This window comes from Brevibacterium sp. Z349TD_9 (assembly GCF_056173565.1).
This window is the reverse complement of sequence record NZ_CM149680.1, coordinates 3875405-3896003: the sequence shown is the minus strand read 5'-3', so window position 1 is coordinate 3896003 and position 20599 is coordinate 3875405. Positions and strand designations below refer to the sequence as shown.

Below are 20599 nucleotides of genomic sequence, written 5' to 3'. Positions count from 1 at the left end.
CGTCGATCCTCTCTTCTGTCGATCGTCTTCGTCGCACGGTCCACACCTGTGCATGACTTCCACACAGTTTTCCACAGTTTGTGGAGGAGTGACGAGTCGGCCGGGCGATACTCCACACGGGTGGATAAGCGTGTGGAAAACTACATGATTGTGACTTGTGGAAGACGGGAGTCGACGCGGAGGTGAATGGGAGTCGACGGCCGGGCACCGTGACGGGGAACATCTCTGAGCGGTTTGACCGGGCCTGAGCGCCTTGGCTAAGATGGAGTGTCCTGTGTACCGGGCTGCATCCGATTCTCTGTATAGCTCTCATGCACAGGAGTGCTCGGCGGTCGAGACTCGCACCGCCGTTTTTTGTGAGAACGCTTCAGGCGTTCATCCGCGATCTAGAAATCGGAGACCTCAAGTGAGCAAGCGTACATTCCAGCCCAACAACCGCAAGCGCGCCAAGAAGCACGGCTTCCGTCTGCGTATGCGCACCCGCGCGGGCCGCGCCATCCTGGCTTCGCGTCGTCGCAAGGGACGTTCCGAAGTCTCGGCCTGAATGTGATTCCGGATGCGCACCGCCTCCGGCACGGCGACGACTTCAGACGAGTCTTCAGAGCCGGTGTCCGCGTGCGCTCGGACCACCTCATGGCGCACAGCCTGAGAGACGTTGATGATTCCCACGCCGCGCGCGTGGGTTTCATCGTATCCAAGGCCGTGGGCAACGCGGTCACGCGCAACCGGGTCAAACGCCGGCTGCGGGAGATCGTCCGGCCCCGGCTGGACGAATTCGGGACGGGGAGCCTGTTCGTGGTCAGGGCGCTGCCGAACGCCGCTGAGGCGGACTACTCCCAGCTGGCCACCGAGGTGGACGACCTCATCGGGAAGGCCCGAAAGAAGCAGAACCGTGGACGCCGAACACGACCTCAGACATGAATCCGAGGTGCCCGAGCGTCCGGCCGGATTCTGGCCGGGGCTGTGGTGGTTCGTCCGCATCGCACCGAGGATGCCCTTCGTGTGGTTCATCCGCGCGTATCGGGTGGTCGTCTCTCCGCTCTACGGACAGGTCTGCCGGTACTATCCCAGCTGCTCGATGTACGGTCTCGAGGCTTTCGAGATACACGGAGTTCTCAAGGGAATGGTGTTAACTGGGTGGCGAGTGCTGAGGTGCAATCCGTTCTCCCACGGCGGGGTGGACCATGTTCCCGGCTCAGCCCGCGAAGCCCGGTCCCAGATGCTCCATGACGCTGATGCCGGCATGCGGGGCGAGCGTCCGTGAGGGCCTGATACGAGCCGAGAGATCCGCGTCCGCACCCGTGTCGCGACCGACTGACAACAATGGCACAATGAACGATCGTGATGGATCGTTGCAACGAGGAGAACTGAATGGACTGGATCGACAGCTTGCTCTACCCCCTGCAGTGGGTAGTGGCTTGGATCCTTGCGATCTTCCATGACATCTTTACCGCACTCGGTCTGCCCGCAGCCAACGGCTGGACCTGGGTGCTCTCGATCGCGGGTCTGACCGTCGTCATCCGCGCACTGCTTATTCCGCTCTTCGTCTACCAGATCCGGGCCCAGCGGAAGATGCAGCTCCTCCAGCCTGAGATCCAGCGTCTGCAGGCGAAGTACAAGGGCAAGAAGGACCAGTACTCGCGCCAGGCGATGGCCGAGGAGCAGATGGCCCTGTTCCGCGACAACAAGACGAGCCCGTGGGCGTCGTGTCTGCCTCTCCTCGTGCAGATGCCGATCTTCTTCTCGCTCTTCCGCGTCATCCACAACATGCAGAACGTGGCCGAGGGCAAGATCGACGCGATCGGCGGCCTCACCCAGGAGCTCGCCCAGCAGGCCGAGGAGTCCTCGGTCTTCGGCGTCTCCCTCTCGGCGACGTTCATGGATCCGGGCATCACCGTCAAGGTGCTCACCGCGGTCCTCATCATCATCATGGCTGCGACGATGTTCATCACCCAGAAGCAGATGATGGCGAAGAACATGTCGGAGGCCGCGATGGCCAACCCGATGATGCAGTCGCAGAAGATGCTCCTCTACATCATGCCCGTCGTCTTCGGCGTCGGCGGCATCTACTTCCCGCTGGGCGTCCTCTTCTACTGGCTCGTGTCGAACACCTGGACGATGGTCCAGCAGCACATGGTCATCAGGAACATGCCGGCACCCGGGTCGAAGGCGGAGAAGGAGATGCTCGAGCGCAAGGCGCGCAAGGGCAAGACCGTTCCGTCGGCAGAGATCAAGGGGTCTGCGCAGACCACCGTCGAGGCACCGAAGCCGACCGGTCAGCGTCAGCAGCCCGTGAGCAAGAACCGCAAGAAGAACAAGAAGCGCTGAGGTAGGACATGTCAGAAGAAGCCATCGACGACAAGGCTGCGAAGCCGACCCGAGCCGAGCTCCTCGAGGAAGAGGGCGAGATCGCGGCGGATTACCTCGAAGAGCTCATGGACATCGCCGACATCGACGGCGACATCGACATCGACGTCGCCGACGGCCGGGCGCAGCTGTCCATCGTCTGCGAGGACGAGGACGACTCGAACCTGCGCACGCTCGTCGGCCGTGACGGCAAGACCCTCGGTGCGCTGCAGGAGCTCGTCCGTCTCGCCGTGCAGACGAGCACGGGCCAGCGGTCCTGGCTCATGCTCGACATCGACGGCTACCGCTCGAGCCGGCGCGACGAACTCATCCGCAAGGCTGAGGACGCCATCGCCGAAGTCAAGGAGAGCGGCGAGGAGTTCGCGTTCAAGGCGATGAACAGCTTCGAGCGCAAGATCATCCACGATCAGGTGGCGAAGGCCGGACTCGTGTCCGAGTCGGAAGGCGAGGGCGACGGACGTCATGTCGTCGTCCGTCCCGCCGATGACTGACCTGACGGAGGTCGAGGTTCCGCCGGCCGGAACCGAGGAGTACTTCGGTGAGGCGTTCCCCCTCGCCCAGCGCTATGCCGAGCACTTGGCGACGACCGGGATCGAGTGGGGCCTCATCGGCCCGCGTGAACTCGACAGGCTGTGGTCGCGGCACATCCTCAACTGCGCGGTGGTCGCCGAGTTCGTCGGCGATGACGACGTCGTCGGTGACGTCGGCAGCGGGGCCGGTCTGCCGGGGATTCCGATCGCCCTCATGCGACCTGAAGCGACCGTCGTGCTCATCGAGCCGATGGAGCGTCGCGTCGACTGGCTGACGATGGTCGTCGACGATCTCGGCCTTGAGAACGTCCGCATCGTCAGGGCTCGGGTCGAGGACCTCGTCGATGAGGAGATGTTCACCGTCGTCACCGCGCGGGCCGTCAAGGCGATGGCCACCCTCGTCGAATGGACGCACGAGGTCATCGGTCCCGAAGGGCGCATCCTCGCCCTCAAGGGGGCCTCGGTCGACAGTGAGCTCGTCAAGGCGAAGAAGCTGCTCAAGCGGTACCGCTTCGGGCAGCCGACGGTCCACCTCGTCGACGGGGGGATCCTCGAAACCCCCAGCCGCGTTGTGGAAATAGCGAAGAAATAGAACGAACTGAAATTGGTTTAGGCTGTCAGTAGCTTTGTGAACCCGATGGATGATGGAGTGCGCCGAATGCCGATCATGGACGAGTCGTCTCCGATAGGTGCCGCGATCGCTCGCGACAACCGTCGCGCAGACCGACTGGCGCAGGTGAGCTTCCCCAAACCCGATTCGACTCGCATCTTCACCATCGCCAACCAGAAGGGCGGCGTCGGCAAGACGACGACCGCAGTGAACATCGCCGGTGCACTCGCGAAGCAGAACCTCAACGTCCTCGTCATCGACATCGACCCGCAGGGGAACGCGAGCACGGCACTCGGCATCGACCACTACTCCGACGTCACGAGCATCTACGATGTGCTCATCGACGATGTCCCGATGCGGGATGCTGTGGCGCAGGCACCGGACTTCGAGACCCTCGTCTGCGTGCCGGCGACGATCGACCTCGCCGGTGCCGAGATCGAGCTCGTCTCCCTCGTCGCCCGCGAGCAGCGGCTGCAGCGGTCGCTCGGACTCTACCTCGAGGAGCGAGCGGCGGCCGGGGACCGCGTCGACTACGTCATCATCGACTGCCCGCCGAGCCTGGGGCTGCTCACCGTCAACGCATTCGTCTCCGCGCGCGAAGTGCTCATCCCGATCCAATGCGAGTACTACGCGCTCGAGGGACTCAGCCAGCTGCTCAAGAACATCCAGCTCATCCAGAAGCACCTCAACCCGCAGCTCTCGGTCTCGACGATCCTCCTGACGATGTACGACGGCCGCACGAACCTCAGCGCCCAGGTCGCCGAAGACGTCCGCTCTCACTTCCCGGAGCAGGTGCTGGGGACGGCGATTCCGCGCTCTGTGCGGATCTCCGAGGCGCCGAGCTACGGACAGACTGTCATCACCTATGATCCTCATTCCAGCGGCGCTCTGTCCTACCTGGAAGCCGCTGAGGAGATCGCGAACCGAGGAGTGGAACGTGGCTGAACGCAAGAAGCGCGGACTGGGTCGAGGTCTCGGAGCGCTCATTCCCGATGCTGCGTCGAACGATCGTCCCGTCGACGTGTTCTTCTCCGGCGGCAATGCCGACGAACAGTCCCGTGGTGCCGGTGAGGAGACGAAGGCTGGGCGCAGTCGGCGTACCGACCCTGCAGCGTCGATGCAGTCCTCGAGGCGACGCAAGCCGAAGGCGGCGGCCGAGGCCGACGAGGCGAAGGCTGCGGGCACCGGGACTGCGAAGAGCAGGTCTCGGTCGACCCCGAGTTCGAAGGCCGGCACATCGGCGAAGAGTTCAACGACGAAGAGTGCCGCCTCGAAGTCTTCGGCGGGCAAGGCGGCCGCAGGCGGTAGGACTGGCGCAGCCAGCAAGGCTGCGGGTGCGAACACCACTGCTGCCAAAGGCGCAGCCTCCACGTCCTCAGCGTCCAAGGCCACTGGATCCACGACATCGAAGTCGGGATCCGCGGCGAAGGCGGCAGTGACGAAGACGGCCGGAGCGAAGGCGTCGGGTGCCAAGACTGCGGCCCCAGCGGCGAAGCGCTCGTCCGTCGAGCCCGCGACCTCCGAGACTACGGATTCTGCAGTGGCGGCTGAACAGGCAGCAGCGGTCGAGGAGACCAGCGCCGTTGACCTCACTGCACGGAACGACGACGTCCGTGAAGACCATCCTGGTGTCTACACCTCGAGGGGATTCAGCGACGACGAGGAGGCTGCCGCGGAGTTTGGCCCGGAGACAGAGGCCTCGGCTGAGGAACCGACAGGAGAGCCGAGTGACACCGGAATGGCTACTACTGATGTAGTAGGCGCTGCGATCACGTCGGACGACGATGGATCCGGCGATGCCGCAGCCGTCAACGACGCCGATGATGCGGCGGACGGCGATGCTGAAGCGTCGGGAGTCGATTCGATCCCGGATACGGCATTCGGAGAGATCGAAGTGGCTCTCGTCGATCCGAACCCTCGTCAGCCGCGGACCGTCTTCGACGAGGATCAGCTCGCTGAACTCGTTCACAGCATTCGCGAGATCGGTGTGCTCCAGCCTGTTGTCGTACGCCGGAAGCCCGGTGAGGCCGAGCGATACGAACTCATCATGGGTGAGCGTCGACTCCGTGCGACGAAGGAAGCCGGTCTGGAGACGATCCCTGCGATCGTCCGGTATGTTGAGGACACGGACCTTCTCCGCGATGCACTGCTTGAGAACCTCCATCGTGCCGAGCTCAACCCTCTCGAAGAGGCGGCTGCCTACGGCCAGCTGCTCGAGGACTTCGGCTGCACGCAGGAGGAGCTGTCGGAGCGCATCGGACGTTCCCGTCCGCAGATCTCGAACACCCTGCGCCTGCTTCGTCTCCCACCGCTGGTTCAGCGTCGCGTCGCAGCCGGCGTGATCTCGGCCGGACACGCTCGCGCTATCCTCGGTCTCAAGGATCCGGAGCAGATGGAAGTCTTTGCTCAGCGAATCGTCGCCGAGGGTCTCTCTGTGCGTGCTTCTGAGGAAGCCGTTGTGCTGCTCAACCGCGGCGACTCGGTGAATGTTTCACGTGCAACATCACGTGTGGCGCCCGAGTTCATCGAGGTCGCCGAGCGTCTGGGTGATCGTCTCGACACAAAGGTCAACATCACCGTCGGCAAGCGCAAGGGCAAGCTGAGCGTCGAATTCGCCAATCAGGAGGACCTCGACCGCATCCTCGCCCTTCTCGGCGTCAAGTCGCCCGAATAGGTCACGCGGTATCTTCCTCTGGTTCGAAGCCCAATTGTCAGATAAACCTCCCTGGGGACCGCGGAACTGCCGATATCAAGTCGAGTGCTAGCTGGGTCGGTTCGCTTGCGGTTGTTCAGGAGTTGCCGCGGCCCGTAAGTATTCGTCTTTATAGAAGTCGTTGATCTGCGCGTCGAACCCGGCTGAAAGCACGTTGTTTGGGCTGCCGGTGACACAAATTGCGCAGATTCGCGCCTACGATGATGGAACTCCTGCGGTCACGGCATTCTCAGTGTCATGCGGCTGAACACCACTGTCCCCCGTAACAGGTGGTCTCGGCTAGGGCATTTCATGAGGTCCGATTGATGCACTTCGCCCTGAAGCGGAGGTACGTATGTTCCACGTGAAACTTGGATGCACTGACTCACGGTCTTGTCACACACACTGCGTAGTGTCGATCAGACTCACGTTTCACCTGAAACGTAACGCTCAAGCGAGAGCAATCAACGCATTTGAATTGAGGCGACATTGTTATCCCAGAGGAAACTTCATCGTTGTAACAACTCGACGACGGTTTCAGCTTCTTGTGCGGTCCATTCAACCGGTGATATGGCTCGGAAGTGTGAGGCGACAGGTGTACGTGTCGACCTAGTTCTTCTTTCGGTTGTTCCACTTTCGGTAGAACTTGGTGATTCGTTCTAGACCGCTGTCGGATGAGGTTGCGTCGTGAGGAAGGTTTCTGTCCGGCTTGTGCAGTTCGGGATCTTCGAGGGTGACTCGTTCGAGGTTTCACGTGAAACTGGAACACGATGTTTCACGTGAAACGGGAAGTGGACTTTTGAGTTCAGAACGCACGAAATCGAAGTTCCATTGCGCCGCAGCATTCTTGGTACCGATGTTGGTGTGATGAGTGTTCGTTCTCCGCGGATTCCATCGAGATCGTTTCTCTTCATGCCTGCCTACTTTCCGGCGCTTGATCTCCACCCACTTATGTCCGGTTAACTCGACTGCTGGATGAAGGAGATGAGCGCTGGTAGTGGTGGCCGGGCGGCGTTTCACGTGAAACGAAGATTAGAGCACGAATCTTGCGGAGTATCCGAAGAAGCGACGATTCCTGAATCCGGTGAGGACTGACCAGTCCCAAACATGCCTACAACCGGTTTCATGTGCAACGGGCCGCCACTTACGATTCCGAGCTCACCATGTACCCGAGCCGTTTCGTGCGTATGTCGGTGCGATCATTTTCCAGTCTGAAGCCGTTCAACCCATCAAGCAGTTTCCGGCAGTCCTCACCTGAGCGCTCGCTCCTGAAGAACCGAGGTCTATTTGAGGTGGTTGTAGGAAGCGAATGAAGCCAACAGGTCGAGTCCGCATCAATGCACGGCCCTACTTAAACCATTTATCTGGTGGCCGTTTTGCGAAGTCTGCTCCCTGTTCTAGGTATGTAGCGTCGATTGCAGCGTCCTGTGGAACAGATAGGCGGACACCCTCTCGTCCCTCCGGTCGTGATTTCAGGTTCGGTGGTAGCCGTTTCACGTGAAACATATTCTTAAGGTGGTACACCGGACGGTGGAAATCGGTCTGATGAGGCACAGGCCGCAGTTACGTTTCACTGGAGTGGGTTTCATCCGCAATTTCTCTTTAGCGCGATGCACTGTGAAGAAGTGTTTCCATCGATCTGGTGGTCTGCTTCCCGGCGCAATGCGAAGCTCTTGGATCAACGATGAACATTGTTGGCCGACGGTAATGTTGCCCAATGATCGTCAGTAGGCGCGTTTCACGTGAAACACACGTGGAGTCGGCCCAACGTCTTACGAGTGAAGCTTATGGGGAGGGCAGGCTTCTGTGACAATCGGAGGCTACCGAGTCGTCCCAGGTCGGTCGATCCATTCAAGTGGACGACATTGTTGGAGTCCGGAACCGTGGGATTAAACTGAAGGTAACGCTTGGGGCAGTCGTCGGTGCGGACGAAGGATTGGGACTGAAGGCTGTGGTCTTTCGCTCCTGGATTCATAGTTCTTCCGTGAAACGTCGGCTGATAGGCGTACTCCCGTGAGCTGGCAGCCGTGCATCTCAGAGAGGGAACGCGTTACGTTTCACGTGAAACCAGATTCGACTATACGTCAAACGAAGGAGACCACGCGTCCAGAATGAAACGGTGTCGGTAGCGACGCCGGGAGATCTCGTGGGGATGTGGTTCTGGAACTCTGATTAGCGGAATCTATGGCGACTTGGGCTGGATGTCTGTTGACTTCACTGTTTCACGTGAAACCGAGTCAATGATGTGCTGGACCTATGTTCGACGTGAAGACGAGTCCGAGCTATGTTCGACGCGAAGACGAGTCCGAGCTATGTTCGAGTTGTGCACCTTGTTCCACGTGAAACGTGGCCACCTCGGGGCCAGAGTAGCGTTCCGCCAGCATGCTGCGGATTTCGTGACTTGATGTTGGTGTCCTGCCCGCTGTGTGGAATCGCTACGCCAGATCGTACATCGTGGAATTGGTACGGCAGATCATGCATCCACATGGCTCCACATGGTACGAGCACCTGAAGACGGAAACACACGCACTGGCGCACGGGCATCTTTCAGCCGGACGATGTCGCTGGCGGAAGGCGGAACGGCTTATTGACTGTTGCGTACTCTGCCTCGTAATTGACCGGCCGATCGAATCTGTGGGCGGCCTGCGATGAGACGGAGGTGGGGACGTTCGATCTTATGTATGTAATTGGACCTTCGTTCCACGTGAAACGGAAGCCGCTTCCCTCCATTCCCATCTCAGCCGCAAATGTGGCTGCGACCGGCATGAGCTCGTCCGCGGGCAGAACGTTCGTGTGAAGGTATTGACGAGGCGTCGGGTGACGGCTGCATGGGAGCCACAGCAGGTGTATCGGGGCGGGCCTGAGAACCGGATCAATGCAAGGGAGATCGACGTCGGCATAGTGGACGACCGCTGGTTTCTTGCCGTCGGTTATCTCGCACAGTGCTTATGACATGGGGCACTTTTGACATGGGGCGATTCTGCGCTCCGTTCAGCCGTTCCGGTTAAGAGATGGGCCGTTGGCCTCGAGGGACGGACACAGCGACAATACTTGGCCAGCGGGGCTTTTCAGCATCGAGGCATCGGCGATTCGTGAATCACATGGAACGGGCGACGAATGAGCGGACCCGAATCGATCAGCGAGCCTCAGCCGTAGGCTTTGATCTCGGCGAGGCTGAGGGTACCGGTCTCGGGATCCGAGTCCTCTCTGACGTAGAGACGCTGCAGCGCTGCAGCGATGCCATCCGCGATGGCGTCGCGGACCGCAGGGTCTTCGAGGTTGCGTCGATCGCCTTCGTTCGTGAGGTACCCGGTGACCACGTGGACCTTGGGTGTGCGGAGGCGCTTGAGTGACGACCACGTGCGAGCGTGGGATCGGCAGTCCTGCATTTCCGTACGCGCGGTGATCTCACTCTGGATGAGGCCCGCGAGACGGGCCCCTACCGGTGAGTTGATGTCCGGATGTTCCTCGTGCCCGAAATAGAACGTCGCGAGACCGTTCGCGCCGGGCGACCGACTGACGTCGGCGGTGACGGTGACGACGGCCGATGCGCCCAGCTGATCGGCCGCATTGATCTCGGCAGCATCGCCGTCGAGGAGGACGGCACCAGCGCCGACGGCCTCCAGGCGCCCTGCCAAGCGACGTGCTACATCTGTAGTGACTTCCCTCTCGAGCCTGCTCTGCTCCTCGTTCATCGGCAGGGTGACGAAGTCCGCGATCGTCGTCGCCGCTTCGATGACGAAAGTGCGTCCGGCGAGCGATGTTCCCGACGCCGCGACTCGGGCGTGCTCCTCAAGGGCGAAGAGGTTGCCCGTGCTCTGCTTGCGATCGACCGCAGAGAGTCCACGCAGCGTCTGCGGTCCGGCGACGCCGTCGACCTTGGTTCCGAGACCACGTTGCAGTTCTTTGACCGCTGCTTCGGTGGTGGCACCGTACTCGGCGTCGATTCGGCCGGCGTAGAACCCCAATCCCGACAAGGTGCGCTGCAACGAGAGCACATCATCCCCTGTGAGGACCTTGACGGGGTCAAAGCGGAGCACACGGTCCCCGAGCTGGTACCGGGCCCGTTCGAGCTCTGCGAACGTCTCAGTGCCGAGCACACCGTCGCAGAGGATTCCCCTGGTCTGCTGGAACTGCCGGACGGCGAGCTCGAAGGGACGATCGAAGTCCTGGGTGTGGGCATCGCCGACAGTGAGACCGAGACGCGCCATCTGCGATTTGATCGCAGGGAGGACCTCTGAGGTGTCCCCGTTCCTGAACTGGGGGCGTCCGTGGTGATTCAATGTCGTGCCAATCTGCTTCTCTGGGGTGTGTTTCCGAGGGGAATACGCCGAAGGCGCCTGTTGATATTACAACAGGCGCCTTGGAACTTGATCAGATGAACTCTGCGAGCTCTTCCTCCAGCGCCGGCTTGGGACGGGCACCGATGATCGTCTTGGCGACCTCGCCGTCCTTGAAGACGTAGAGTGCCGGGATCGAGGTGATCCCGTACTTGCTCGCGGTCTCGAGGTTGTCGTCGGTGTTGACCTTGACGACGGTGAGCTTGTCGGAGTTCTCGTCGGCGATCTGGTCGACGATGGGGCTGACCATGCGGCACGGGCCGCACCACGGGGCCCAGAAGTCGACGAGGACGGGCTTATCGGACTTGAGGACGGTCTCATCGAACGTGGCATCAGTGACTTCGGTCGTCATGAGCTCCCTTTCTGCTGGCGGTGGTCTGTCTCTACCGAGAACAGCGTGTGCGGGGGTTTCATTCCCCCAGGGCGCAGGCAGACTCCGGAGCCTGGTGCACCCACCTCCGTCAGGCGTTCATGACCTCGACGGAGGCTTCGTGGTCGCCGTCGGCTTCGAGCTGCTCTGAGGCCTCGAGATCGGCGAGGTAGTTCTCCGCGTCGAGGGCGGCCGCACAGCCGGACCCGGCCGCGGTGATCGCCTGACGGTACACGGAGTCGATGACGTCGCCGGCGGCGAAGACGCCTTCGACGGCGGTCTTCGACGAGCGGCCTTCCACCTCGAGGTAGCCGTCGGCGCGCAGGGGCAGCTGCTCGGCGAAGAGGCTCGTGCGCGGGTCGGACCCGATCGCGACGAACAGACCGGTGACCGGAAGTTCGGAGGTCTCTCCCGTGACGGTGTTGCGGACCGTCAGCCCGGTGAGAGCCTCGTCTCCATGGATCTCCGCCACCTCGGTGTCGAGGAGGAACTCGAGCTTCTCATCGGCGCGCGCACGATCCTGCATGGCCTGGGAGGCACGGAGCTCCTGCCTGCGATGGATGAGCGTGACCTTCGACGCGAAGCGAGTGAGGAACGTCGCCTCCTCGAGGGCCGAGTCGCCGCCCCCGACGACGGCGATGTGCTGGTCGCGGAAGAAGAAGCCGTCGCAGGTCGCGCACCAGCTCACCCCGTGGCCGGAGAGCTTCTTCTCGTTCGGCAGTCCGAGCTCGCGGTAGGCGGAGCCGGTGGCGAGGATGACGGCCTTGGCGGTGTAGCGCGCGCCGAGGGCGGTTTCGATCTGGTGGGCTCCGGAGTTGAGCTTGAGCGTCTCGACGTCGTCGTAGACGACCTCGGCTCCGAAGCGTTCGGCCTGCTCGCGCATGGCCTCCATGAGCTCGGGACCTTGGATCCCCGCGGGGAACCCGGGGTAGTTCTCGACGTCGGTGGTGTTCATGAGCTCACCGCCGGCGGTCACGGATCCCGCGATGACCACAGGTGACAGGTTGGCTCGGGCGGCGTAGACGGCGGCCGTGTATCCGGCCGGACCGGACCCGATGATCACCAGTTGTGTGTCAGTCATGTTGTGCGTTCCCTGTCGTAGTCTCGTGCGCCGTGCTGACGCTGGATTCCTAGCCTAGTGGTAACGGCAGCCCGACGGCGACTATTCCGCAGGCAGCGGTCGCCTGCGGTGGTCGTCCGGGCACCCCCGCCGAGGTGGTCCACCGGCTGACGTGGCCGACCGCGACCGCTCAGGCGAGGTCGACGGTGCTGATGGTAGCGCGGTACCCGCCGTCATCCTTGGGCAGCTGGGTGATCCACAGGATGAGAGAATCGGTCTCCACGCCCTCATCGAGCTTGACGGTCACCCCGTCGTCGCCCTTTTCGAACTCGCCCTCGCCGACCTTCTTCGCCGAGGTGGGATCGGAGCCGTTGAGGATCTCGAACTTTCCCCCGGAAGTCGAAGACTTCACGGTGACCTCATTGACGGTCGCCGACTTCTCGAGCTCGAAGAGCAGGCCGACCCCGGACTTGAGGTTGCCGAACTTCGCCGAGTTGTAGCGATCCGTCCGCCACGACCCCTTCTCGCCGGAGACGACGTCGCCGGCGCGGTCGTCGTTCTCCTTGTCGTCGCCCTCGGGATCGAGTGCGGAGACCTCGGCGATCTTCGGGGGCTCGGCCTTCGGTTCCTCCTCGGCCGGACTGTCTTCCGCGGGTTCGCTCGGAGCCGCAGTCTCGGGTGTCGCCGTCGGCTCGTCCTGTCCCGAATTGAGATTGACGACGATGATGCCGATGATCACTGCGGCGACGACGAGGAGACCGAGGACGAGGAGGGCGAAGGGCTTCCGCGTTCGGGCTCGGGTCTCCCGCGGATCCTCCCCGGGGGCGGACGCCAGGCTGCTCGCCGAGGCGGCCCCACCGTTCCCGTGCCCGGACCCTCCGGTGGATGCTGAGCTCGTCGGTGCGGTGTTCCCGGGTCCACCGGCTCCCGCCGCTGCCGCGCCCACGCCGGCCGCCGCGGTCCCGGCGGCCGCGGTCCCGCTTTCGCCCTGGTCGACGGTCTCCGGGGAGAGCCTGCGCACCTGCTTCGGCGGGGCCGCTGCTTCGGCTTCCTCGCGCCGCGCGGCAGCCGAGGCATCGAGGGCGGCGAGGCGGCGTCTCGCCTCCTCCTCCTTCGCGCGGGCGATGCGGCGCTCGCGTTCGTATTCGCGCAGCTGGTGCTCGCGCTGCTGCTCCGAGGTCTCGAACATCCCGCCGAGGAACCACGAACCGTCGTCTTCGTCGTCGATGATCACGCGGGTGTCGTTGTCGTCGTCCTCCTCGTCGACGGCGACGATGTCCATCGCCTGCGTGTCAGGGTCGGGTTCATCGCGGTTGAGGATCGGGGTCGTGAGATTCTCGTCGTACTCATGCGCGGAGTAGCCGGAGTACTCCGAGTACGTCTGCTCGGGGGACCACTCGTCCCAGTCCTTCGCGGCGTTGTCGATCTGCTCCGCGCCGATCGGGAAGCTCGAGGCCTGTCGCATCTGCATGCGCTCCGCGTAGCGACCGGTCGTGCGTCCGACGACACCGGCAGCCAGGCCACGGGTCCCAGGACGGGTGATGCCGATGCGCACCAGAGCCGCCTTGACCTGGTCGTCGCTGGCCTGCGATGTCGACCCGCCGAGCGGCGCCGGACCCGGACTCGGCAGCTTCGTCGCCTCGTCGAAGCTCGACGGGGACTCGTCGAAGAGCTTGTCGTTCTCGGCTGCGGGCGTGCGGTTGACGTAGCGCAGCAGCTCGGCGTCCCATTCGTCGAGGAATCCGAGCACCTCGGCGACGGACCCGGGACCGGGATCGGCGCCTGTGAGCACACCGCTGACGAAGTCGTCGAGTTCGGCGGGGATCTCCGGGTTGAGTGACTTCGCCCGCGCGATCCGCGAGTTCTCGCGGGGCGCTGCGGGGATGCCGTCCTTGCCCTCTTCGCCCGGCCAGTATCCGGTGACCGCTGCGTAGAAGAGGCGGACGAGGTCGAGGGCGTCCTGCCGGGAGGCTGCCGTGGGCGTGTAGTCGTCGGGGTCGATGACGCCGTTGCCGAGCGCGAGCGCGGCATCGATGCCGATTCCCGAGAGAAGGATCCCGCCGTTCGCGTTGATGCCGACGACGCTCGGGCGGAGGAACATGTGGAAGAGACCTCGCCTCGCCGAGGTGACGAGGACCGTGCCGACCTCCCCGATGAGCGCGCGGGCGGCGTCGATGGGAAGCGGCGTCTTCGGGAGGATGGTGCCGAGCGGGGTGACGGCGATGCGCGTCGAGACGACGTAGTCGAGCCCGTTCGAGTTCCCGACGTCGAGCGTCGGGGCGATCCGCGGGTCGCCGAGGATCGAGACCCGGCGTGCGGCTTCGAGGACGTCGGAGCCGCCTGAGGCGTCGGCGACGTGGATGAGGACCGGTTCGTCGAGGATCGCGTCGAGGGCGGTGCACACCGCACCGACCTCGGGCCTGTCCTCCAACCACGGGCGGTCAACCGTTGATACGACATAGCGACCGGCAACGACCATGCCGGGTTCGATATCGATCAGGGGGATCACCTCCGGGGCGGCGGGACGGACGAGGACTGACTATCTCCTAAGTTTTCCAGCTGCGAGGCCAATAATCGAATGCAACTCTCGGACTCGGAGCAGAAAGCAGGCTCCGACGTAGACGATGAGCATGACCGTGCCGACTCCCGCGGTGGCGACGAAGGCCTGCCATCGCCCGGAGAGTGCGAAGTCCGGGAAGAAGAGGAGGAGCCCGTAGCCGGCGAGTCCCGCAGCGAGCGCGGCGAGGAGGAACTTCACATGCGCCTTCGCAATCGTGCGGACGTCGATGTCGCCAAGGCGTTTGGAGAGGATTGCGAATGAGAGGATCATCGCGAAGAGGTAGCCGAGGCTCATGACGAGGCCGATGATCGCCACCGTCACGGACTTCGGGAAGATCGACGCCGAGAGGACGGCGAGGGACTGGAAGACGATCTGCGGCAGCTGGATGAAGAACGGCGTGCGCGCATCCTCGTACGCGTAGAACACGCGCTGGGCGAGGTAGTTCGCGCTGAACGGGATGAGCCCGAAGACCATCGTGATGATGACGAGCCCGACGGCCATCGCCTGTTCCCGCCCGGCCCCGGCGATGATCATCGCCACCGGAGAGGCGAGGACGACGAGGGCGGCCACGGCGAAGGAGTTGACGAGCCCGACCATGCGCACGCCCATCGAGAAGTCGGACTTCACCGCCTCGGTGTCGTGCTCGGCGGCGTTCCTGCTCAGTGAGGTGAAGAGGGCGGTCGCGAGCGAGACCGCGATGAGGGAGTGCGGCAGCATGAAGACGAGGTAGGCGTTCGTGTACGCCGCGTTCGAGGCGTTCCCCTCGCCGGGCACCGAGGCGCCGGCGGCGACGCGGGAGATGATGAGGAAGCCGAGCTGGCCGATGAGCATCGCCGCGAACGTCCAGAAGGCGACCTTGCCGGCCGTGCCGAGGCCGACGCCGCGGAAGCCGAAGGTCGGCCGGTATCTGAAACCGATCCGCTTGAGCGGCCAGATGAGGATGAGCGCCTGGGCTGCGACGCCGAGGGTGGCCGACCCGCCCATGAGCGCGATCTTCTCGGGCGTCCACGTGTCGAGCGTGTGCGGTGAGGCGGTGTTCGTGCCGAAGACGACGATGAAGACGAGGAGTCCGGCGATCGCGACGATGTTGTTGAGCACCGGCGCCCACATGTAGGGACCGAACGACGACTTCGCGTTGAGGACCTGGCCGAGCAGCGTGTAGAGGCCGTAGAAGAAGAGCTGCGGCAGACACCAGTATGCGAACGCCGTGGCCAGCGCCATCTGCTCAGGACTCCACCCCGAGGAGTAGAGCCACACGAGGATCGGGGCGGCGAGCGTCGCGACGACGCTGACGATCGCGAGCAGGAGGAAGGAGAGCGTGAGGAGGCGGTTCGTGTAGTCGCGTCCGCCGTCCTCGCGCTTCGTCGCGCGCACGAGCTGGGGAACGAGCACGGCGTTGACGACGCCGCCGGCGAGCAGCATGTAGAGGGTGTTCGGGACCTTGTTCGCGACGTCGAAGGCGTCGGCCTGGACGGCGGTGATGCCGATCGCGGTGGCGAGCAGGGAGGCCTTGACGAGGCCGAGGATGCGCGAGGTCAGGGTGCCGGCGGTCATGATCGCCGAGGATCGCGCCAGGCTCGAGAAGTTCGCCACGTCCTACCTCTTCTCCGGTTCGTCGTTCTTCGCGCGGGCGACCGCCGCCGCCAGCTGCTGTTCGGGGATCTTCCGCCGTCCGCGGGACACGGACTTGACCAAGCCGATCACGAACACGGCCGCGAGCGCCAATCCGACGACCGCGGTGCCGATGTTCTCCCAGTCCGCGCGGACCCGCACGAGCAGTGAGGCGTCCTTGGGCAGGACGACGCCGTCGGCGGTGACCATCTCGATGGTCGTGGGCACGTCGGCGTTCGCGAGCCCCTCGACGGGGACATCGACGCGCATCGTCTCCGCGGGTGGGACGGCGACGGTCTCCGTGGTCTGGGCCCGCAGCTGCGGGGTCTGCGGTTTCATCTGCAGCCTGAGCGTCGCCTCGGCGTTGGTGTCGTTGACGATCGTCACCGGGATCGTCGTCTTCTCCCCGGTGACGAGGAGCACCGAGGAGCCCTTCTCGAGGTAGAGGCCGTCCATCTGCGCCCGGCTCGTCTGCTGCGCCTTCGCCAGGCACGTCGACGAATCCCCGCCGAGGGTCCACGCGACCGAGGTGCACGCGAGCAGGGACCGGTCGAGGCGCGTGTTCGCGGCCTCAGGATCGGAGAACGCGCTGTTGAACTTCGACTCCGTGGTCCGGACCTCGGCGATCCCCTCGAGCGTGCTCGTGGCGATCCGCTCGGGATCCGTCGCCTTCTGGAGCAGGCCCCGCGGTTCGGGATCGCTCTCGAGCAGGGCATCGAGACCGGCCGCTTCGATCCAGGGGGTTCCGGTCACGGTCTTCACTGTCGACTCCCACCCCGCCGAGGCGGTCGTGCGCGGCAGAGGCACGAGCAGGTGCCGTGACCGGTTGGGCGCCTCTGACTGGATCGCCGCGGTCGTGGCGACGAGTTCGCTCATCGCCGCCGGCGGTGCCTCGGCGTTGATGACGTCGGCGCTCAGCCGGGTCAGGGCCGAGTCGGAGATGAGCGTCTCGACGGTCGACTGCCCGTCTGAGGTCGTCCGGGTCACCGAATGCGCGTCCTCGCGGATGCCTGAGGTGGGAGGCTGCTGGACGTCATCGAGGATGACCGTCGAATTCCCCGCCTTCTGCAGGGCGCGGAGGTCCGCACGGTCCGCGGTGCCGGCGATCGGCCACGCGATGTCCGTGCGGGCATTCGGAAGGACATCCTTGACGATGCTCTTCTCCTTCTCCGCGAAGGCACCGAGGTCGTCGAGCTCCTCGCCGGTGAGCGAGTTCTGATCGGGATCGCCGAAGGGCAGGGCGAGCACCGTGCGGGTCTCTGCGGTCGCGAGGAACTCGCGGTACCACGCGTCGAGGCGCTTGCGCTGCTCCTCCCGCTCGTCGGGGCCTTCGGCGGCTGCGGTCTCACCAGGGCTCGGCGGCGGGGAGGGCGCACCGGTCTCCTCCTCCTCGCCGTCCTCGGCGGGGGGTTCTGCCACGGCGGCCTCGAACGAGGCGACGACCCTGGGGTCGAGGGCGATGGCCACCTTGGGGTCCTCGAACGCCCGGGCGGCGTTCGTCAGCGCTCCGTCCTCGGCGATCGCGGCATCGAGCTCGTCGGGGCCGATGAGGCCGTCGGTGGTGTAGCCGGGCAGGGTGACCGGGGCGAGGAAGCTGATCGCTGTGCGATCGAACTTCGGGTTCGGATACCACGTCGTGAAGCCCACTCCGGTGGCCAGCGCCCCGGAGGCGTCGCGGATCTGCACGCTCAGTCCACGGGACCCCCACGAGGAGTTCGGGGAGGACGCGCGCAGACCGAGCTGGTCGGCGGGCACCGTGATCGTGAACTCGCCCGTGGACCCCGGGGCGAGTTCCTTGGCGAAGGTCGCATCCACCGAGGTGACCGGATCGGCATCGTCACCGCCCTGCTTCTCGGCCTGCTTCCTCGCCTCCGGCCCGTCGCTGTTGAGATCGGCGACGACCCGGTGCCGGGACTGATCGGTCTTCCACGCTTCGATGCGGTATTCGGAGTCGAGGGTGCGCAGCGACATGCCGAGGCGCAGCTGCGGATCGACGATCGCCGTGTCCGTCGAGTTCGTCACCGTTCCGCGCACGGTCAGGGTGCCCTTGTCGTCGAGCCACGGAGTGATCTCATCGAGTCGCATCGACACGCCGGTGCCGGATCTCCCGCCGTCGGCGTCGCCGCCGTCGGCCGCGCCGCTCGCATTCTCGCCGCTCTGGCCGCCGGAAGCCGCCGCGGCCAGGGGGAGGGCGAAGACCGACCCTGCCAGCAGCAGGGTCGCAGTCAGCAGCGCGAAGAGGACGCGCGCGGGGGTGAAGCTGTTCACTGTTCCATTTCGTTCGTCATGCGGCACACAGGCACACCGCCCTCACAACTCCCACTCACGGACCATGGGACGGGCAGCGGCGACGATACGGCGTTCGTTGGCGAACGACAATCGCGTCCGCAGCTCGTCGAAGGGCACCCAGGCGGCGTCGACGGCCTCCTGGTCGGGATCGTTGTCGACCGTGAGCGTGCCGGACCTCGCGCGGAGCAGGAAGTGGTGGACGAGTTTGTGGATGCGGATCCCGGTCACCGTGAACCAGTAGTCGACGGTACCGAGCGGGCAGATGACCTGGCCGAGGATCCCGGTCTCCTCCTCGACCTCACGGCGGGCCGCCTCGGCGGCGGTCTCCTCCCCTTCGAGATGCCCTTTGGGCAGGCACCACTCGAGACGCCCTGCGCGGTTGAGTCGGGCGATGACGGCCACACTGAGATCCTGACTGGAGAAGTCGACGACGATGCCCCCGGCGGATGTCTCCTCGACCGTGGTGCGTCGGGATGCCCGCGGTCCCGGTTTGGGCATCGGTGTGGTCATTCTCCTACCTTAATGGGCGATTCTTGGAAGTCCCGCTTGACGCGCTCCCGGTAGGCTGGAGGTTGCTCGATCGCCGTGCCCGCAGGCCGGCTTACCCCAAGAGTCAGGAGTTCGGTGGACCCGCAGAGCGCGCATGTGCGGCTGTACGACAAGCTCGATGAGCTCGACGACATCCTCGGTCCGCTCGGCAGTCGATTCGCCGAGGCGGGATTCGAGCTCGCCCTCGTCGGCGGCTCGGTGCGCGACGCGCTCATGGGACGGCCGATGCCCGACCTCGACTTCACCACCGACGCCCGCCCCGACGACATCCTCGCCCTCATCGTCGACTGGGCCGATGCCCATTGGGACATCGGCCGGGAGTTCGGCACGATCGGAGCGATGAAGTCCGGGGTGCAGATCGAGATCACGACCTACCGCGCCGAGGCGTACGAGCCCGATTCGCGCAAGCCCGTCGTCCGCTTCGGCACCGACCTCGACGCCGACCTCGTCCGCCGCGACTTCACGATCGGGGCGATGGCCGTGCGCCTGCCCCAGAAGACCTTCGTCGACCCCTACCAGGGCTTCGACGACCTCATGGCCGGCCGGATCCGGACACCCGGAACCCCGGCGGACTCGTTCTCCGACGATCCGCTGCGGATGATGCGCGCCGCGCGCTTCACCTCACAGCTCGGACTCGACGTCGATCCCGGTGTCGAGGCGGCGATGACGGAGATGGCCGACCGGATCGCCATCGTCTCCGCCGAACGCATCCAGGTCGAACTCGTCAAGCTCATCACCGGCGTCGATCCCGCCGCCGGGATCGACCTGCTCGTGCGCACCGGGATCGCCGACCATGTCCTGCCCGAGGTGGCGGGGCTGCGGCTCGAGACCGACGAGCACCACCGGCACAAGGACGTCTACCAGCACAGTCTCACCGTGCTCCGGCAGGCCGTCGACCTCGAGGCCGCCTATGCCGCGAGGCAGCGGGAAGCCGGAGTCGAGGCCGCCGACCCACAGCACCTGCCCGAACCCGACTTCGTCGTCCGCTTCGCCGCCCTCATGCACGATGTGGGGAAGCCCGCGACGAGGAACTTCCTCCCCGGCGGTGCCGTGACCTTCTACCACCACGATGTCGTCGGCGCGAAGCTCACGGCGAAGCGGATGAAGGCCCTGCGCTTCGACAAGGACACGACGAAAGCCGTCTGCCGCCTCGTCGAACTCCATCTGCGCTTCTACGGCTACGGGGATGCGGGGTGGACGGACGCTGCCGTGCGCCGCTACGTCACCGATGCCGGATCCCTGCTCACCCGCCTCCACATCCTCACCCGTGCCGATGTCACGACGCGGAACCGGAAGAAGGCCGACCGGCTCGCGTTCGCCTACGACGATCTCGAGTCGAGGATCACCGCGCTCGCCGAGCAGGAGGAGCTCGCGGCGATCCGGCCCGACCTCGACGGTCGGCGGATCATGGAGATCCTCGGCATCGAACCCTCTCCGCTCGTCGGGCGGGCCTACAAGCACCTCCTCGAGATGCGCCTCGAGCACGGACCGCTCGGCGAGGAGCGGGCCGAGGAGATGCTGCGGGCCTGGTGGGCGGAGAACTCCCCGAAGGAGTGACACCGCCCCCCGCCTCTACGGGGACGGCCGCCGCCTGGTAACTTCGGAGTCGTGAGAATGTGTG

At 64.6% G+C, this 20599-nt stretch carries 16 protein-coding genes; 9 read left to right on the top strand and 7 right to left on the bottom strand.

Translation table 11 applies throughout. The annotated features are described in order from the left end of the window. Window positions 1-406: 406 nt before the first annotated feature. The 8 genes from rpmH to AC0VYB_RS17880 all read left to right on the top strand — a co-directional run bounded on the left by rpmH (window position 407) and on the right by AC0VYB_RS17880 (window position 6181). Window positions 407-544 carry a 50S ribosomal protein L34 gene (gene rpmH / locus AC0VYB_RS17915; protein ID WP_009376895.1) on the top strand — a complete coding sequence of 46 codons (138 nt, stop codon included), beginning with the start codon at window positions 407-409 and terminating at the stop codon, window positions 542-544. Between the two features lie 2 nt (window positions 545-546). Beyond that, window positions 547-921: a ribonuclease P protein component gene (gene rnpA, locus AC0VYB_RS17910; RefSeq protein WP_278373482.1), complete on the top strand. Its 375-nt coding sequence runs from the start codon at window positions 547-549 to the stop codon at window positions 919-921. Beyond that, window positions 893-1264, top strand: coding sequence for a membrane protein insertion efficiency factor YidD (gene yidD, locus AC0VYB_RS17905; protein ID WP_223289831.1), 372 nt, complete (start codon window positions 893-895; stop codon window positions 1262-1264). The genes rnpA and yidD overlap by 29 nt, the downstream gene beginning before the upstream one ends. 107 nt (window positions 1265-1371) lie before the next feature. Then, window positions 1372-2328, top strand: a complete 957-nt coding sequence (yidC, locus tag AC0VYB_RS17900) for a membrane protein insertase YidC (protein ID WP_009376891.1) — start codon at window positions 1372-1374, stop codon at window positions 2326-2328. 8 nt (window positions 2329-2336) lie between these two features. Continuing rightward, entirely contained in the window at window positions 2337-2858 is a 522-nt protein-coding gene (locus AC0VYB_RS17895) for a Jag family protein (protein ID WP_009376890.1), read from the top strand. Further along, window positions 2851-3489 carry a 16S rRNA (guanine(527)-N(7))-methyltransferase RsmG gene (gene rsmG / locus AC0VYB_RS17890; RefSeq protein WP_100227413.1) on the top strand — a complete coding sequence of 213 codons (639 nt, stop codon included), beginning with the start codon at window positions 2851-2853 and terminating at the stop codon, window positions 3487-3489. The genes AC0VYB_RS17895 and rsmG overlap by 8 nt, the downstream gene beginning before the upstream one ends. 66 nt (window positions 3490-3555) lie before the next feature. Next, window positions 3556-4452 (top strand): ParA family protein, encoded by an 897-nt coding sequence (locus AC0VYB_RS17885; RefSeq protein ID WP_009376888.1) that lies wholly within the window; start codon window positions 3556-3558, stop codon window positions 4450-4452. After that, a complete protein-coding gene (locus AC0VYB_RS17880; RefSeq protein WP_475384904.1) occupies window positions 4445-6181 on the top strand; it encodes a ParB/RepB/Spo0J family partition protein in 1737 nt (578 codons plus the stop codon). Before AC0VYB_RS17885 ends, AC0VYB_RS17880 begins: the two co-directional genes overlap by 8 nt. Window positions 6182-9345: 3164 nt before the next feature. Here the strand turns inward: AC0VYB_RS17880 and AC0VYB_RS17875 are convergent. The 7 genes from AC0VYB_RS17875 to AC0VYB_RS17845 all read right to left on the bottom strand — a co-directional run bounded on the left by AC0VYB_RS17875 (window position 9346) and on the right by AC0VYB_RS17845 (window position 18939). Next, window positions 9346-10482, bottom strand: coding sequence for an N-acetylmuramoyl-L-alanine amidase (locus AC0VYB_RS17875; RefSeq protein WP_475384903.1), 1137 nt, complete (start codon window positions 10480-10482; stop codon window positions 9346-9348). A gap of 91 nt (window positions 10483-10573) precedes the next feature. Next, window positions 10574-10891 (bottom strand): thioredoxin, encoded by a 318-nt coding sequence (gene trxA / locus AC0VYB_RS17870; RefSeq protein ID WP_009376880.1) that lies wholly within the window; start codon window positions 10889-10891, stop codon window positions 10574-10576. Between the two features lie 109 nt (window positions 10892-11000). Further along, the gene (trxB, locus tag AC0VYB_RS17865) at window positions 11001-11990 is read right to left on the bottom strand and encodes a thioredoxin-disulfide reductase (protein ID WP_197932182.1); all 990 of its coding nucleotides are present in this window, start codon (window positions 11988-11990) and stop codon (window positions 11001-11003) included. 169 nt (window positions 11991-12159) lie between these two features. Further along, window positions 12160-14448, bottom strand: coding sequence for a protein kinase family protein (locus AC0VYB_RS17860; protein ID WP_475384902.1), 2289 nt, complete (start codon window positions 14446-14448; stop codon window positions 12160-12162). Between the two features lie 60 nt (window positions 14449-14508). Then, window positions 14509-16122, bottom strand: coding sequence for a murein biosynthesis integral membrane protein MurJ (gene murJ / locus AC0VYB_RS17855; RefSeq protein WP_063250374.1), 1614 nt, complete (start codon window positions 16120-16122; stop codon window positions 14509-14511). A 3-nt stretch (window positions 16123-16125) separates the two neighbouring features. Continuing rightward, a complete protein-coding gene (locus tag AC0VYB_RS17850; protein ID WP_197932181.1) occupies window positions 16126-18408 on the bottom strand; it encodes a DUF6049 family protein in 2283 nt (760 codons plus the stop codon). A gap of 42 nt (window positions 18409-18450) precedes the next feature. Continuing rightward, entirely contained in the window at window positions 18451-18939 is a 489-nt protein-coding gene (locus AC0VYB_RS17845; RefSeq protein WP_197932180.1) for an NUDIX domain-containing protein, read from the bottom strand. Between the two features lie 114 nt (window positions 18940-19053). Between AC0VYB_RS17845 and AC0VYB_RS17840 the strand changes: the two genes are divergently transcribed. Then, window positions 19054-20535, top strand: a complete 1482-nt coding sequence (locus AC0VYB_RS17840) for a CCA tRNA nucleotidyltransferase (protein WP_313450692.1) — start codon at window positions 19054-19056, stop codon at window positions 20533-20535. Window positions 20536-20599 lie beyond the last annotated feature (64 nt).

Coding starts and splice junctions, on each gene's coding strand:
- yidC (WP_009376891.1), top strand. CDS start 1,372: ATGGACTGGATCGACAGCTTGCTCTACCCCCTGCAGTGGGTAGTGGCT.
- AC0VYB_RS17895 (WP_009376890.1), top strand. CDS start 2,337: ATGTCAGAAGAAGCCATCGACGACAAGGCTGCGAAGCCGACCCGAGCC.
- rsmG (WP_100227413.1), top strand. CDS start 2,851: ATGACTGACCTGACGGAGGTCGAGGTTCCGCCGGCCGGAACCGAGGAG.
- AC0VYB_RS17885 (WP_009376888.1), top strand. CDS start 3,556: ATGCCGATCATGGACGAGTCGTCTCCGATAGGTGCCGCGATCGCTCGC.
- trxA (WP_009376880.1), bottom strand. CDS start 10,891: ATGACGACCGAAGTCACTGATGCCACGTTCGATGAGACCGTCCTCAAG.
- trxB (WP_197932182.1), bottom strand. CDS start 11,990: ATGACTGACACACAACTGGTGATCATCGGGTCCGGTCCGGCCGGATAC.
- AC0VYB_RS17860 (WP_475384902.1), bottom strand. CDS start 14,448: ATGGTCGTTGCCGGTCGCTATGTCGTATCAACGGTTGACCGCCCGTGG.
- AC0VYB_RS17845 (WP_197932180.1), bottom strand. CDS start 18,939: ATGACCACACCGATGCCCAAACCGGGACCGCGGGCATCCCGACGCACC.